This window comes from Pseudomonas sp. WC2401 (genome assembly GCF_041200115.1).
GTDB lineage: Bacteria > Pseudomonadota > Gammaproteobacteria > Pseudomonadales > Pseudomonadaceae > Aquipseudomonas > Aquipseudomonas fragi.
On record NZ_CP165623.1, the window covers coordinates 2,178,157 to 2,193,711 of the forward strand.

The 15,555-nt window shown below is 61.0% G+C and carries 13 protein-coding genes, 1 tRNA gene and 1 pseudogene; 9 read left to right on the forward strand and 6 right to left on the reverse strand.

Going from position 1 to position 15,555, the window contains the following annotated elements; genetic code table 11:
- Positions 1-17 precede the first annotated feature (17 nt).
- The 4 genes from bamC (at position 18) to AB3G35_RS10005 (ending at position 2,819) form a co-directional block, all read left to right on the forward strand.
- Entirely contained in the window at positions 18-1,133 is a 1,116-nt protein-coding gene (bamC, locus tag AB3G35_RS09990; protein ID WP_029611313.1) for an outer membrane protein assembly factor BamC, read from the forward strand.
- Between the two features lie 4 nt (positions 1,134-1,137).
- Entirely contained in the window at positions 1,138-1,896 is a 759-nt protein-coding gene (locus AB3G35_RS09995) for an MBL fold metallo-hydrolase (protein ID WP_016780075.1), read from the forward strand.
- Between the two features lie 28 nt (positions 1,897-1,924).
- The gene (purC, locus tag AB3G35_RS10000; RefSeq protein ID WP_019410660.1) at positions 1,925-2,638 is read left to right on the forward strand and encodes a phosphoribosylaminoimidazolesuccinocarboxamide synthase; all 714 of its coding nucleotides are present in this window, start codon (positions 1,925-1,927) and stop codon (positions 2,636-2,638) included.
- 91 nt (positions 2,639-2,729) lie between these two features.
- A tRNA-Ser gene (locus AB3G35_RS10005) sits at positions 2,730-2,819 on the forward strand.
- Between the two features lie 86 nt (positions 2,820-2,905).
- On the opposite strand, the gene AB3G35_RS10010 is transcribed toward AB3G35_RS10005, so the two are convergent.
- A complete protein-coding gene (locus AB3G35_RS10010) occupies positions 2,906-4,480 on the reverse strand; it encodes a sensor domain-containing diguanylate cyclase (protein ID WP_324708142.1) in 1,575 nt (524 codons plus the stop codon).
- A gap of 345 nt (positions 4,481-4,825) precedes the next feature.
- Here AB3G35_RS10010 and AB3G35_RS10015 point away from each other — a divergent pair, with 345 nt between their 5' ends.
- Together AB3G35_RS10015 and ycaC are read left to right on the forward strand one after the other, a co-directional pair.
- Positions 4,826-6,658 (forward strand): amidohydrolase, encoded by a 1,833-nt coding sequence (locus AB3G35_RS10015; RefSeq protein WP_369782594.1) that lies wholly within the window; start codon positions 4,826-4,828, stop codon positions 6,656-6,658.
- A 32-nt stretch (positions 6,659-6,690) separates the two neighbouring features.
- A complete protein-coding gene (gene ycaC, locus AB3G35_RS10020) occupies positions 6,691-7,317 on the forward strand; it encodes an isochorismate family cysteine hydrolase YcaC (protein WP_169844610.1) in 627 nt (208 codons plus the stop codon).
- Positions 7,318-7,510: 193 nt separating this feature from the next.
- Here the strand turns inward: ycaC and AB3G35_RS10025 are convergent, their stop codons facing one another.
- A complete protein-coding gene (locus AB3G35_RS10025; RefSeq protein ID WP_369782596.1) occupies positions 7,511-8,938 on the reverse strand; it encodes a mechanosensitive ion channel domain-containing protein in 1,428 nt (475 codons plus the stop codon).
- Positions 8,939-9,165: 227 nt separating this feature from the next.
- On the opposite strand from AB3G35_RS10025, the gene AB3G35_RS10030 reads away from it, so the two are divergent.
- The 3 genes and pseudogenes from AB3G35_RS10030 to AB3G35_RS10040 all read left to right on the forward strand — a co-directional run bounded on the left by AB3G35_RS10030 (position 9,166) and on the right by AB3G35_RS10040 (position 11,482).
- On the forward strand, positions 9,166-10,215 hold the full coding sequence (locus tag AB3G35_RS10030) for an alpha/beta hydrolase (protein WP_095040163.1): 1,050 nt from the start codon (positions 9,166-9,168) through the stop codon (positions 10,213-10,215).
- Positions 10,216-10,230: 15 nt separating this feature from the next.
- A pseudogene (locus AB3G35_RS10035) lies at positions 10,231-10,717 on the forward strand (cupin domain-containing protein); the annotation flags it as partial.
- Positions 10,700-11,482: a carboxymuconolactone decarboxylase family protein gene (locus AB3G35_RS10040; protein ID WP_095040161.1), complete on the forward strand. Its 783-nt coding sequence runs from the start codon at positions 10,700-10,702 to the stop codon at positions 11,480-11,482. The pseudogene AB3G35_RS10035 and the gene AB3G35_RS10040, both read left to right, overlap by 18 nt.
- On the opposite strand, the gene AB3G35_RS10045 is transcribed toward AB3G35_RS10040, so the two are convergent.
- The 4 genes from AB3G35_RS10045 to poxB form a co-directional block, all read right to left on the reverse strand.
- Positions 11,470-12,363 carry a LysR family transcriptional regulator gene (locus AB3G35_RS10045; RefSeq protein ID WP_369782599.1) on the reverse strand — a complete coding sequence of 298 codons (894 nt, stop codon included), beginning with the start codon at positions 12,361-12,363 and terminating at the stop codon, positions 11,470-11,472. The two genes, AB3G35_RS10040 and AB3G35_RS10045, sit on opposite strands and share 13 nt — an antisense overlap.
- Positions 12,364-12,387: 24 nt before the next feature.
- Positions 12,388-13,179: a type I methionyl aminopeptidase gene (map, locus tag AB3G35_RS10050; protein ID WP_086796128.1), complete on the reverse strand. Its 792-nt coding sequence runs from the start codon at positions 13,177-13,179 to the stop codon at positions 12,388-12,390.
- Positions 13,176-13,418 (reverse strand): ParD-like family protein, encoded by a 243-nt coding sequence (locus AB3G35_RS10055; protein WP_016780087.1) that lies wholly within the window; start codon positions 13,416-13,418, stop codon positions 13,176-13,178. The genes map and AB3G35_RS10055 overlap by 4 nt, the downstream gene beginning before the upstream one ends.
- 226 nt (positions 13,419-13,644) lie before the next feature.
- Positions 13,645-15,366: a ubiquinone-dependent pyruvate dehydrogenase gene (poxB, locus tag AB3G35_RS10060; protein ID WP_169908774.1), complete on the reverse strand. Its 1,722-nt coding sequence runs from the start codon at positions 15,364-15,366 to the stop codon at positions 13,645-13,647.
- Between the last annotated feature and the right edge of the window lie 189 nt (positions 15,367-15,555).

Sequence of the window (15,555 nt, forward strand, 5' to 3'; positions counted from 1 at the left end):
TTGAGGAAGCACTACGCATGAAGCGATTGGCCGGACTTTCCGCACTAGCCGTGATTATTTCCAGCACCAGCGGTTGCGGTTGGCTGTGGGGTCAAGAGGGTTACTTCCGCGACCGCGGCAGCGATTACCTGGAGGCGCGTCAAACCGCCCCGATGCAATTGCCGCCGGGTGTCCAGACTGACAAGCGCCTTGTGCCGCTGTTGCCGATCCCCAGCAACGTGCCCGACGACAACGTCAAGGGCGAGTTTGAAGTACCGCGTCCACAGCCCTTGGCTGTAGCTGCCAGTGCCAGCGATTTCAGCCTGCAAAAAAGCGGCGACAGCCGTTGGGTGATGGCGCAGCGTTCGCCGTCTGAAGTCTGGCCGGTAGCGATGCAGTTCTTCCAGGACAATGGCTTCCGTATCGACGAGCAGCGCCCGCAAACCGGCGAGTTCACCACGAGCTGGCAGCGCGCTGACGAGCTTTCCGCGCCGATTGCCCGCCATGTGGGCAGCAGCGGCCTGGCCTCTGACAGCGAAACCCGCCTGCGGGTACGCATCGAGCCGGGTGTGCAGCGCAACACCAGCGAAATCTATGTGGTCAGTGCCAACCGCCCTGCGGGCAGCAGTGCCAATGTCGACTTCGGCAACCGTTCGGTCAACACCGGCCTGGATGCTGCCCTGGTTGATGAAATGCTGATCAGCATGAGCCGTAACGCCGAAAAGGGCGGATCGGTCTCGTTGCTCGCTGCGCGTGATTTCGACACCCCGGCACGGGTTACCCTCAGTGAAGACGGCAGCGGCAACCCGGTGCTGACCCTGACCGAAGACCTCGACCGTGCCTGGTCAGGTGTCGGCCGTGCGCTTGAACAGGGCGAATGGCGCGTTGAAGACATCAACCGCACCTTGGGCCTGTACTACATCAACCTGGCCGAAAAAGCCGAGAAGAAGGACGAGAAACCTGGTTTCTTCTCCAGTCTCTTTGGCAGCAAGCCGGACAAGGAAGAAGTGGAAGCCCGTGCCCAGCGTTATCAGGTTCGCCTGAGCAAGGTGGGTGACAGCGTGCAGGTTACCGTCGAAGAAAACATCAACACCGTGGCTTCGCCAGAAGTGGCACGCAAGGTGTTGGGCGTGATTCAAGACAACCTGGGCTGATCCTATGCGTTTTGCCGTTCTCGGCAGTGGTAGCCAAGGGAATGGCACGCTGATAGCCAGCGACAGCACTTATGTACTGGTCGATTGCGGTTTCTCGTTGCGAGAAACCGAGCGTCGTTTGGCACGATTGGGCGTCAGCGCCCATCAATTGAGCGCGATTCTGGTCACCCACGAACATGCCGACCATGTGCATGGCGTGGGTTTGCTGTCTCGGCGCTACAATTTGCCGGTGTACATGAGCCGTGGCACCCAGCGCGGGATGCGCAAGCCTCTGGAGGCCGCCGGTTACGTGGCGGGTGGCCAGACGCTGCAAATCGGCGCGTTGACCGTCAGCGTGACCCTGGTTGCCCATGATGCCCAGGAGCCCACCCAGTATGTATTCAGTGACGGCAAGCGGCGTTTTGGCTTGCTCACCGACCTGGGCTCGTATTGCGCCGGGGTACTGGACAGCTACAGCGGTCTGGATGCATTGATGATCGAGGCCAACCACTGTCGCGACCTGCTTGCGCGTGGTCACTACCCGGCTTTTCTCAAGCAGCGGGTAGGAGGCCAGGAAGGACATTTGAACAACCACCAGGCCGCAAGCCTGGTGGCCGAGTTGGGCTGGCAAGACCTGCAACACCTGGTACTGGCCCACCTGAGCAGCAAGAACAACCTGCCGCAGCTGGCCCGGCAATGTTTTGTCGACACCCTCGGGTGCGACCCGGACTGGCTGCAACTGGCCGATCAAGATTCAGGGCTCGACTGGCGCACAATCGCCTAGCCCACCTACTTAGCATGCGGAGCCCATCATGGAAAAACGTGAAGAACTCTATCGCGGTAAAGCGAAATCGGTTTACAAGACCGACGACGAAAACCGCTTGATCCTGCTGTTTCGCAACGACACTTCGGCGTTCGACGGCAAGCGTATCGAACAACTTGATCGCAAGGGCATGGTGAACAACAAGTTCAACGCCTTCATCATGCAGAAACTCGAAGAAGCCGGCGTGCCGACCCAATTCGACAAACTGCTGGGCGACAACGAATGCCTGGTGAAAAAACTCGACATGATCCCGGTCGAGTGCGTTGTGCGTAACTACGCAGCGGGCAGCCTGGTCAAGCGCCTGGGTGTGGAAGAGGGCATGAAGCTCAACCCTTACACCTTCGAACTGTTCCTGAAAGACGACGCCAAGGGCGACCCGTTCATCAACGAATCCCACGTTGTGGCATTCGGTTGGGGCACGGCTGAGCAACTGGTGCGCATGAAAGAACTGTCGCTCAAGGTTAACGACGTACTGAACAAACTGTTCGATGACGCCGGCCTGTTGCTGGTCGACTTCAAACTTGAGTTCGGCGTATTCCACGACGGTTCCATCGTCCTGGGTGACGAATTCAGCCCGGACGGCTGCCGTCTGTGGGACAAGGCGACCGGCAAGAAAATGGACAAGGACCGCTTCCGTCAGGGTCTGGGCGACGTTATCGAAGCCTACGAAGAAGTTGCAAACCGCCTCGGCGTCCCGCTTTAAGCAGTAAAGGCGCGCAAGCAACTGATACAGCGCGGTTTTTTTGAAAAAAGGCTTTGCCAAAATCAAAAACCGCGCTATTATTCGCGCCGTTGGAGAGATGCCAGAGTGGCCGAATGGGACGGATTCGAAATCCGTTGTACTGGCGACAGTACCTAGGGTTCGAATCCCTATCTCTCCGCCATTATTGAACAAGACGAAGCCCCTGAAATGGTTGAACATTTCAGGGGCTTTTTCGTGGGCGTCGATAAATGCGCCGCCAATCTACTCTCAGGCCGACACCACCCGGTTGCGACCGCTTTCCTTGGCGCGGTAAAGGTGTTCGTCGGCCAGTTTAAGTACCTGTTGTGCGGTCATTGGCGCGTTCGCCTTGCTGGCCACCCCTATGGAAATAGTCAGGTTGCCGACTTGCGGTATACGCGCCTCGGCGATGCTTTGGCGTATGCGTTCGGCAATGGCTCCGGCTGTTTCTTGTGTCGTGTCCGGTAGCAGCAGCGAAAATTCCTCACCACCGCTGCGACATGCCAGGTCGTTTGCCCGGGAGTTTTGCTTGAGGATTTCGGCAACCTGCTTGAGTGCCACGTCGCCAGCGTCATGCCCGAATGTGTCATTGACCTTTTTGAAGTGATCGATATCCAGTGCCAGTACCGAGTACGCTTGCTCAGTCTGCTCCAGTACATTGAGCAACTCATCCATGGCCCGGCGATTGGCCAGGCCGGTCAGAGGGTCACTTTGTGCCTCGTGGCTGAGCCGGCCAAGCTTTTGCTGCAGCAGCTGTACGCCCGCCAGCATGGCCTGGCGGATGGCCGAGGCATCGTGGTACCAGGCGTTGATACGTTGCAGTTGCTGTGGGGTTTGCGCTGCCGATAACTGTTGGGCGGCTGCGGACAGCTGGCGCAGCGGTCGGGCGATCAGGGTGGTGCCGGCAAGTACCAGGCCCAGCCCCAAAACACCTGCCGGCACCATGCCCATAAGCATGTCGTGCATCAGTTGCCTTAAGGTGGCCAGGCTCAGCGCCCTGGGCCGTTGCACGACCACCGCCCAGTTCGAGTCCGGCACCTGGGCGTAACCGGCCAGCATGTCGACGTTCCGCGAGTTGGCTACTTCCATTGAGCCGCGTTCGCCGCGCAATGCGGCATCGATCGCCGGGCTCCAGCTCAGCACTTCGGAAATCCGCTTGGGGTCAGGGTGGTAGAGCAGCCGACGATTGCTGTCGGCAACAAATGCAAAAGTGCCTTCGTGATGAAAGTGGCTGCTGATGACGGTGTGCAAGGCGCTTTGCTCAAGCAGGAAAACCGAGCCCACCACCACGCCGAGAAACTCTGCGTCTTTACCGAAAACCGGTTGTGAGATGAACACGACCAGATTGCCCTGCCTGGAAATATGGGTCGAACTGACCAGCGGGCGGCGCTCCTTGAGTGCCTGCTGGATGCCGTCTGCGCTGAAACTGGAGTCGCCAACTTGCGAGGCAGGCGGGTTCGCTGCGAGGACGTTGCCGTTGGCGTCGATGATTTCAATGGCATTGAAGTACAGGTCCTGTGCCTTCAGGCGCAAGGCTTCTTCATGCAGTACCTGCGGATCGTCCCAGTGCTTGCCGAGAATTTTGGCGCTGTAGTTGAGGTTGCTGTGCGCCGCCCGCAAAAACTCACCGATACTGGAGGCGACTTTTGCTGCATAGGCTGCATTGGACTCCAGGGTCGAATGGATCAGGGCGTCGCGCTGTACTCGATAAGCCACGACAAGACTGTTGCACAGCGTCGCCAGGACCGACATCAGAACAATGCAAAGGATCAGGCCGCGCAGGTTTACGGGCAATGGTCGTGATGGTTTGAAACGGTCGGTCATGGGCAGGTTCGATAAGCGTAATAAGCTGCAGTGGAGGATCGGATTCCAGAACCTGGCGGCGCGCAGGTCATTTGCAGAATAGGTACGGGTGAGCGCTCTGTCACACCCGTGAACAAGAAAAATGCTGACCTGCTATTCCCCTGCGGTCATGGGCAAGCTCGGCTGCCGCCCTGGCAACGCGGCCAGTGCACCGATCGTTTGCCAATAGGGCGCCATTTGCTGCGCTAGTCCGCCAGCTCCCGCACAGAATCTCCCGCCCGATGGCGGCATCGGATTTGCTTAAAGGATCTACGCTGAAACTCGATCCCGCAGCTCCCCAGTCCTTTGTGCGCCCAAGGAAACGTGATGAACGCCGATCTGATCCTGTTCAATGGTCAATTCAACACCGTCGACCGCGACAATCCGCAGGCCAGTGCCGTGGCCATCCGTGAAGGCCGTTTTGTCACGGTCGGCACCGATGCCCAGGCGATGGCCCTGCGCGGTCCGGGCACGCAAGTAATCGATCTCAAGGGCCGCTGCGTCATTCCCGGGCTTAATGACTCGCACCTGCACCTGATCCGCGGTGGCCTGAACTACAACCTCGAACTGCGCTGGGAAGGCGTGCCATCGCTGGCCGATGCGTTGCGCATGCTCAAGGCGCAGGCCGCACGCACGCCCACACCGCAGTGGGTGCGCGTAGTGGGTGGCTGGAACGAATTCCAGTTCGCCGAGAAGCGTATGCCGACCCTGGACGAACTCAATCAGGCGGCCCCGGACACCCCGGTGTTTGTGCTGCATTTGTATGACCGCGCCTTGCTCAACCGGGCCGCGCTGCGAGTGGCCGGCTATAGCCGTGACACGCCGAACCCGCCAGGTGGCGAGATCGTGCGTGATGCCAAGGGCAACCCCACCGGCATGCTGGTGGCGCGACCCAATGCGATGATCCTCTATTCGACCCTGGCCAAGGGGCCAGCGCTGGCGCTGGAGTATCAGGTCAATTCGACCCGCCAGTTCATGCGTGAACTCAATCGCCTCGGGCTCACCAGCGCGATTGATGCCGGTGGTGGCTTCCAGAACTACCCCGACGACTACCGGGTCATCGAGCAACTGGCCAAAAACCGACAACTGACCATTCGCATCGCTTACAACCTGTTCACGCAAAAGCCCAAGGAAGAACTCGCTGACTTCAAGAACTGGACCTCCAGCGTCAAGCTGCACCAGGGCGATGACTATTTGCGCCACAACGGTGCCGGGGAAATGCTGGTGTTCTCGGCGGCTGACTTCGAAGACTTCCTCGAACCGCGCCCTGACCTGCCCCAGACCATGGAAGACGAACTGGAGCCGGTGGTGCGCCATCTGGTGGAGCAGCGTTGGCCGTTCCGCCTGCACGCCACCTACAACGAGTCCATCAGCCGCATGCTCGACGTGTTCGAGAAGGTCAATCGGGATATGCCGTTCAATGGCCTGCCATGGTTTTTCGATCATGCCGAGACCATCACCCCTCAGAACATCGAACGGGTCAGGGCGCTGGGCGGCGGTATCGCGATTCAGGATCGCATGGCGTTTCAGGGCGAGTATTTCGTCGAACGTTACGGCGCCAAAGCCGCCGAAGCCACGCCACCGATCCAGCGCATGCTGGCCGAAGGCGTGCCGGTGGGTGCGGGCACCGATGCCACCCGGGTGTCCAGTTACAACCCGTGGACATCGCTGTACTGGATGGTCAGCGGTCGCACCGTGGGCGGGCTCGAGCTGCATGCCGAGGGCCTGCCGCGGCTGACCGCGCTGGAACTGTTTACCCACGGCAGTGCCTGGTTTTCCTCCGAGCAGGGCAAGAAGGGCCAGATCAAGGTCGGCCAGCTGGCGGACGTCGCGGTCCTTAGTGCGGACTTCTTCAGCGTCGATGAAGAGGCTATCAAATGGATCGAGTCGGTGCTGACCGTAGTGGGCGGCGAGGTCGTGTATGCCGCCGACGACTTCGAAAAACTTGGCCCGGCCCGGCTGCCGGTCTTGCCCGACTGGTCGCCGGTGGTGCAAGTCCCTGGTCACTGGCGCCCGGGCGCACCGTCCCTGGCCCACCAGTGCAACGGGCCGTGCGCGGTGCATGCCCACGGCCATGAGAAGGCGCGTTTGTCGACTGCGCCAGTCAGCGATTTTGCCGGTTTCTGGGGCGCCTTCGGCTGCTCCTGTTTTGCGTTTTGATCCCGTTACACCCATCTATCAAGGAGTTCCATATGAGCAACGTTCCATACAAACGCCTGAACAAAGATGATGCTGTGGTGCTGCTGGTTGATCACCAGACCGGTTTGATTTCGCTGGTGCAGGATTTCTCGCCGAACGAATTCAAGAACAACGTGCTGGCGCTCGCTGATGTGGCCAGGTTCTTCAAGTTGCCGACCATCCTCACCACCAGTTTTGAAACCGGCCCCAACGGCCCATTGGTGCCCGAACTCAAGGAGCTGTTCCCCGATGCGCCCTACATCCCGCGCCCCGGTCAGATCAATGCCTGGGACAACGAAGATTTCGTCAAGGCGGTCAAGGCGACCGGGCGCAAGCAACTGATCATTGCGGGCGTGGTGACGGATGTGTGCGTAACCTTTCCGACGCTGTCGGCGCTGGCGGAAGGGTTTGAAGTATTTGTGGTCACCGATGCTTCGGGCACCTTCAACGAAACCGTGCAACAGGCGGCCTGGGCGCGGATGACAGCGGCGGGTGCGCAGTTGGTCAACTGGTTTTCGGTGGCGTGCGAGCTGCAGGTTGACTGGCGCAACGATATGGAAGGCCTGGCCAACTTACTGTCACCACGCATCCCTAACTACCGCAACCTGATGAACAGCTACTCGGCGTTTACCTCCAGATAACCCTCAACCTCCGTATCTGTTGATGAGTGGGACGAGGCTGCGTTCGGTGAGATGCGGCACCCCGAGGCAGCCTTCGTGAAACCCGAGCATGCGGTGTGTGAGATAAACCGCGCGCTCAGGTTTACGATTGCTTCGCAATCGAACGCAGCCTCGTTCCACTCGTCAGCTGCTACGGGGCGCTGGCTGCCCTTGCTCAATGCCGGTGCAGCCAACTCAAAAACCCGCCTTTGCTGATCGGCGCCGGCGCGGTCATCAGCGCCATGCGGCTGCTTTGCTGGCGCACCGCCTGCAATTTGCTCAGGGCCTGGCCAACCTCGGCCCGCTGCACCATGCAGTCCCGGGTCAGGGCCTTGTCGATCTGATAAATGATGCTTGAGGTCAAGGCGGTAAAGGTCGCCAGGGACGGCGAGTCCGTGAGCACGCTTTCTTCACCCATGATCTCCCCCGGCCCCATGCGCCCGGCTTCGACGGGGCCCTTGGGATCCGGCAGGGTGACGCTGATCACGCCGGTGCCGATCACCATCAGGCTGTCGGGTACCTCGTCATGGGCCAACACCACTTCACCAGCCGCGTATTGCCGGGCAACCATCGAGCGGGCGATCTGGTCGCGCTCCTGTTCACTCAACGAGCGGAAGATTTTTACCTCATCGAGCAACGCCCGGGCATGGCTCGCGGATTCGATGACCCTGTCGGGCTGGCGTGAAATGCCCACGGCCTCCAGATGCCGGTGAGCCAGGTCGAACAACTGGTTGCGCACTTCGCTTTTTTTGCCCAGCTCGGCAATAAACCCGCTGGCCACATATTCGGACATGCTCTCGCCGGTTTCCTTGAGCGCCGCCCGGGGCGCCGGGTCGAGCAACAGGCTGCTGCTGCCCTGCAGGGTGCGCTCCAGGGCGTCCAGCACCCGCCGCGGGCGAACATGGTTGGGCACCTGGATACTGATCGACACCCCGTGCAGGTTGGCGGGCCGGCTCAGGTTGACGATTTTTGCCTTGGCTGCCACCGAGTTGGGCACCACCGCCGTGCTGCCTGCGCTGGTCAGCAGGTGGGTGGCGCGCCAGTCGATGTCCAGCACCTTGCCTTCGACCCCGTCGATCACCACCCAGTCATCCACCTGATACGGTTTGGTGGTGTTGAGCACGATGCCGGAAAACACGTCGCTCAAGGTGCTCTGCAACGCCAGGCCGACCACGATGGCCACCACCCCGGAAGTCGCCAGCAGGCCCTTGACCGGCAGTTCCAGGACATAACCGGCCGCGGCGACGATGGCCGCCAGAAACACCAGCGCGCCAATGACATCCTGCAGCAGGCGGCCGCTGTGGCCGATGCGGCGCATCAGCGCCAGGCCGATAAGCTCGGTGAGCACCCGCGCCGCATACAGCCACCACACAATCCCCAGCGCGGTGGCCCCCAACTGGGCGACCCGATCATCGGTAAACAGCGGCGGCTGCAACGGGCTGACCCCGGCGTTGAAAATGATCGCGCTGAATAACGCAAATAGCGCCAGGCGCACCGCGACCCGCGTAATGCGCTGCCTGAAGGGCGCCAGATGCCACAGCACGGCGTCGCTCACCAGCAGCAGGGCACTCCAGGACAACGGATGATCGAGAAAAATGGACATGGGCAAATTCCGGTGAGCAAACAGGCGGGACTGAACACAGGTTAGCCGGATGTTGCGAAGGGGGCGCACGGATGCAAGGGGGGATTTATGCTTACAGGGTATAAGTGCTATCCGGTAAGCGCCGTTTATTAATCAGTCCCCAGTCGCTAAGTTACTTCTATATTGAATACGCGCTCGCCCCCGGTGGCCGTTTCCTGCAGAAGTTTAACTTTGAGAGGGAGATATTTATGACGTTTACAGTACTTAAAGCCACGCTCATGGCTGCAATGGTCGGTATGTCAGCCGCCGAGGCGGGGGACTACAAGGCCAACCCGTTCACCCTGACCTACGCCGATGCAATCACTCGCAACGAACCGGGCAAGGTCAATATCCATCCTGTTACCTACAAGCTCAACGGCCTGGATATCGCCGCCAATGTGTACACACCGGCCAACTACGATGCGGGCAAAAAATACCCGGCCATCGTCGTCGCGCACCCCAACGGCGGGGTCAAGGAACAGGTCGCGGGCCTGTATGCCCAGCGCCTGGCTGACAAGGGCTACATCACCATTACCGCCGACGCCGCCTACCAGGGCGCCAGCGGTGGCCAGCCGCGCAACGTCGACAAACCCGCCAACCGTGTCGAAGACATTCACGGCATGGCCGACTTTATTGCCAATTACCCCGGTGTCGACACCAAACGCATAGGCCTCCTGGGCATCTGCGGCGGCGGTGGTTATGCGCTGAAGGCCGGGCAGAGCGACAAGCGCTTCCAGTCGATTGCCACCGTAAGCATGTTCAACTCCGGGCTGGTGCGCCGTAATGGCTTTATGGACTCGCAACTGGACACCATCCAGGAACGCCTGCAGCAGGCCTCCGATGCCCGTGCCCAGGAAGCGGCAGGCGGCGAAGTGGTGTACACCGGTGATGTCAAACTCACCGACGAACAAATCGCCAAACTGCCTTTTGACCTGTATCGCGAAGGCTTCGAGTACTACGGCAAGACTCACGCCCACCCCAACTCGACCTTCAAATACACCCTCAGCAGCCTGATGGACCTGATGAGCTTTGATGCCACCAACCAGCTTGAACTGCTCAACAAGCCGCTGTTGATGATTGCCGGCAGCAAGGCCGACACCCTGTACATGACCGAGCAGGCGTTCGCCAAGGCCACGGGCACCAAGGACAAGACGCTGTTCAAGATCGATGGCGCAACCCATATTCAGACTTACTGGGTGCCTGAGTATGTCGACGCAGCCATCAGCCAGCTGGCTGATTTCTACGCCAGAACACTCTGATACGAGGAGGTTTGCATGAACCGCACACTATGGACTCTGGCAATGTGTGTAGCGGCGCCCCTGGCGGGCGCCGCCGGCTCGGCAGCCGCTGACGACAAGGCCCGGGCGCAGCAGATTATCCGCAGCGTCGACCAGGTCTCGACTGCCGGTCCCGAGGATTACTTTACCGGGCAGGTGCGGGTCGACCCGCTGTTTGCCGCCAGCGATGAAATCAAGGCATCGGCGGCCTATGTCACCTTCGAGCCGGGCGCACGCTCGGCCTGGCACACCCATCCTGCCGGACAGCGGCTGGTGGTGGTGTCCGGGGTGGGCCTGACCCAGGAGTGGGGCAAACCGGTGCAGCAGATTCACCCCGGCGACGTGGTGGTCTGCCCGCCGGGGATCAAGCACTGGCACGGTGCCGCCCCGGGCGGTGCCATGACCCATCTGGCCGTCACCGGCACTGTGGACGGCAAAAACGTGACCTGGATGGAGAAAGTGACGGATGAACAATACCAGGCCCGTTAAGTTCCAGAGCCCAGCCATGCTGGCTGCGGCCTTCGCCCTGAGCCTGGGGCTGACCATCGATTCAGTGCAGGCGGCCCCGCCCGTCGACGGCTCCCGGGCCGTCAGCGGGGTGGCCGGGCAGGGGCTGACGCCACGCCAGCGGGCCATCCCGCTGATCGCCGCCGCCATGGCCAGCAGCAATATGCCCGCGCTCGATAGCGCCTTGAACCAGGGCCTCGATGCCGGTCTGACGGTCAGCGAGGCCAAGGAAATCCTGGTGCAGTTGTATGCTTACACGGGCTTCCCGCGTAGCCTCAATGCCCTCGGTCAGTTGATGAAGGTGCTCGATGCCCGCCGTCAACGGGGCATTGAAGACGCCCCGGGGCGTGAACCCGAAGCTGCGATCCCTGCGGGTGAAGAGCTGCTGGCTCTGGGCAAGGCCAATCAAACGCGGATTTCCGGGGCGCCGGTGCAGGGCCCGCTGTTTGATTTTGCCCCGGTGATCAACCAGTACCTGCAGGCGCATTTGTTCGGCGATATTTTTGCCCGGGACAATCTGGACTGGCAAAGTCGCGAGCTGGCCACGGTCGGTGCCCTGGCCGCCACCCCAGGCGTGGAGCCGCAACTGCGTTCACATATGGGCGCCAGCCTGCGTGTTGGTCTCAGCGAGGCGCAATTGCGTGAGGTGATCCAGGTGCTCGCCGAAAGTGGCGATGGCGATGCCGCCCGGCGCGCCAGCGAGGCACTGGACGCCCAACTGGCTGCTCGTCAGTCGCGGTAGCGCAAGGCTTCACGCAACAGGGTGAAGGCCGGCGAGGACTGGCGTCGACTCGGGTAGTAGAGGTGGTAGCCGGAATACGGTTCGCACCAGTCCTCCAGCACGCGGATCAGGTGGCCCTGCTCGATATGGGGCCGCACTGCGTCTTCAGGCATATAGGCCAGGCCCAGGCCCTGTAGTGCCGACTCCAGGCGCATGGCAATGTTGTTGAACACCAGTTGGCCTTCGATCCGCACTTTCAGGGCCTGGCCGTTTTTCTCGAACTCCCACATAAACAGGCCGCCGTGGGTAGGCATGCGCAAGGTAATGCAGTTGTGGGCCACCAGATCGGCCGGGATCATCGGCTTGGGGTAGCGGCTGAAGTAAGCGGGGGAGCCGACCACCGCCATGCGCATATCAGGCCCGATGCGCATCGCGATCATGTCCTTGGCCACCTGTTCGCCCAGGCGCACGCCAGCATCGTAACCCTCGGCGACAATATCGGTCAGGCCGTAGTCGACGATGATTTCGATGCTCAAGTCCGGGTGGTCGGGCAGCAGCTGTGCCAGTACCGGTTGCAGGACCGCAATCGCGGCATGCTCACCCGCGGTGATGCGCAATTTACCTGCCGGCCGGTCGCGAAACTCGCTGAGCAGCGCCAGCTCGTTGTTGATCTCGTCGAAGCGTGGTGCAATTACCTGCAGCAGGTGCTCACCCGCTTGTGTGGGGGCAACGCTGCGGGTAGTGCGCGCCAGCAACCTGACCCCCAGGCGCTCCTCGAGCTGGCGCATGGCCCGGCTCAGGGCGGGTTGCGACATGCCCAGGCGAGCGGCGGCGCGGGTAAAGCTGCGCTCCTGGGCAACCACTGCGAAGATCGCCAGCTGGTCGTAGCTTTCAACCGTCATATCGCCATCCCTGTGCAGTGCCCGTCAAACAATGGCGGGGTAGTCGGCCATGGTGTCCGGCCACGGGCTCAGCACCTCGAAGCCGTTGTCAGTCACGGCCACCATATGTTCCCACTGGGCTGATAGCGAGCCGTCCCTGGTGACCACGGTCCAGTGGTCGGGCAGGGTTTTGACATGGCGCTTGCCGGCATTGAGCATAGGTTCGATGGTGAAAATCATGCCGGTCTTGAGCTTCATGCCCTGGCCCGGATAGCCGTAGTGCAGCACTTGCGGCTCGTCGTGGTAGACCTTGCCGATACCGTGGCCGCAGTATTCGCGCACCACACTGAAGCCTTCCTTTTCAGCCAGGCTTTGGATAGCGTGGCCGATGTCGCCCAGGGTCGCGCCGGGGCGCACCATGCGGATCCCGGCGCACATGGCGTCGTAGGTGGTTTTCACCAGATGCCGCGCCGCGGCACTTGGCTCGCCGACGAAGTACATGCGGCTGGTATCGCCGAACCAGCCATCCTTGACCACCGCGATATCGATATTGACGATGTCGCCGTCCTGCAGCACCCGGTTTGACGGAATACCGTGGCACACCACTTCATTGACCGAAGCGCACACGGTTTTGGGAAAGCCGTGGTAGCCCACGTTGCCGGGGATGGCCTTTTGCACGTTGACGATATAGTCATGGCAGATCTTGTCGAGCTGGTCGGTGGTGACCCCGGCCTTGACGTGCTCGCCGATCATGGCCAGCACTTCGGCGGCCAGCTTGCCCGCGACCTTGGACTGGGCGATCTGTGCCGGGGTGTTGATAACGACGCTGGCCTTCATGAATGTGCTCCGGTTGCGAGGGGGGTGTCTTGCAGTGCCACATTCAAGTCCAGGCCGCCCGCCTGCTCGGCCCGCACCAGCAGGCGGCAGATCTGGTTGTGATCAAGGTTGGGGTGCAGTTCGGACAGCATGCCAATACGCATCCAGTGTTCGGCTTGCGCATTGATCGAGCGGCTCAGCGCGTTGCTGGCGACCCGCAGGTTTTCGTGCATTTGCTCGGATATCTTGACGATGCCCATTAGCGTTCCAATATGAAATGTATATGGAACGTATATTAGGCGAGAGCCGCCCGGGATCGCAAGCTGAAGCGTTTTTCAATCATGTAGAGACTCTGTTGCCGGTCAAGGCCTCCCTGTGGGAGCGGGCTTGCTCGCGATGAAATCGACGCGGTTTACCTGACAGACCGCGCCGTATGCATCGCGAGCAAGCCCGCTCCCACAAAGTACTGCGGCTACAGGGAGTTCATTAACGCCACAAATTGACTTTGGCCAGGTCGATCAGCTCCCGTGCGCGGCCGTCCATGACGGTCTTGAGCATAAACAGGCTGAAGCCCTTGGCCTGCTCGAAGGTCTTGGTCGGTGGCATGACCAGTTCCTGGCGTGCGCTGACCACGTCCACCAGTACCGGGCCATCATGGCTGAGGGCTTCGCGCAGGGCGGCTTCGAGTTCGGCCGGGTGCTCGACCCGGATGCCTTTCACGCCCATCGCCTGGGCCATTGCCGCAAAGTTCGGGTTTTTCAGGTCGCAACCCACATCCGGGAACCCCGCGGCTTTCATTTCCATTTCCACAAAACCCAGGGTGCCGTTGTTGAGCACGATGACCTTGATCGGTAAACCCACCTGGTTGAGGGTCAGGAAGTCGCCCATCATCATGGTGAAGCCGCCATCACCCGACATGGAAATGACCTGACGCTCAGGGAATGTTGCCTGGGCGCCAATGGCCTGCAGCATGGCATTGGCCATGGAACCGTGGTTGAACGAGCCGATCAGGCGCCGTTTGCCGTTCATCTTCAAGTAACGTGCAGCCCACGCGGTGGGCGTGCCGACATCGCAGGTGAAAATCGCATCCTCTGCCGCCAGTTCGCTAACCAGGCGATTGAGGTACTGCGGGTGGATGATGGCGCTGTCAGGGCCGCTTTCGGCCAGGGCGTCGAGGTCTTCGCGGGCTTTCTTGTAGTCGTCGAGTGCTTTGTCGAGGTGCTCGCGGTCGGGGTTTTGCATCACCTTGGGCAGCACTGCCTGCAGCGTCAGCTTCACATCACCGAGCAGCCCCAGCTCCAGCGGGCAGCGGTTGCCCAGCGCTTCGGGGCGCAGGTCGATTTGCGCGATGTAACCGTGTTCGGGGTAGAACTGGCGATACGGGAAGTTGGTGCCGAGCATCAGCAAGGTGTCGCAGTTCATCATCGCCTTGTACCCCGAGGCGAAGCCGATCAGGCCGGTCATGCCAACGTCATAGGGGTTATCGTATTCCACGTGTTCCTTGCCGCGCAGGGCATGCACGATGGGCGCGTTGAGGCGTTCGGCCAGGGCGAGGATTTCGCTGTGGGCACCGGCGCAGCCGGCCCCGCAGAGCAGCGTGACTTTCTTGCCATCATTGAGAAATGACGCCAGCCGGTCGATATCGGCAGGGGCCGGGCAAATCTGCGGCGTGGCAGGCTTGAGCCACTGGGGTACCTTGGCCTCGGTGGCTTGCAGCGCCACGTCGCCGGGTATCACCACTACGGCCACCCCGCGTTTGGCGATGGCTGTGCGCATGGCTCGATGCAAAATCTGCGGCAACTGCCCGGCATCAGACACCAGTTCGACGTAGTGGCTGCATTCCTTGAACAGGCTTTCGGGGTGAGTGGCCTGGAAATAATCAATACCGATTTCGCTGCCGGGAATATGCGCGGCCAGGGCCAGCACCGGTACGCCGCTGCGATGGGCGTCGAACAGGCCATTGATCAAATGCAGGTTGCCTGGCCCGCAACTGCCGGCGCATACCGCCAGTTCACCGGTCAGATGGGCTTCGGCACCGGCGGCAAACGCGGCGGACTCTTCGTTGCGCATATGGATCCACTCGATCTGTTCCTGGCGGCGCAGGGCATCGGTAAAGCCGTTGAGGGAATCGCCCACCACGCCAAACACACGCTTTACGCCGGCTTGCTGCAGGGTTTCGGTGATGAAATCGGCAACGGTTCTGGTCATGGTGCGGGCTCCTCGAAGCAGTAGGGTGGATCAAGCAGGATAGACACTGCATGCGACCTTGCCGGGGTTTGAAACGTTCACCAGAGCGCTGGAAGGTGGCTTGTTGTGGGAGCGGGCTTGCTCGCGATTGCATCACCCTGGTTTGCCGGATGATCGCAGCGCCTGCATCGCGGGCAAGCCCGCTCCCAC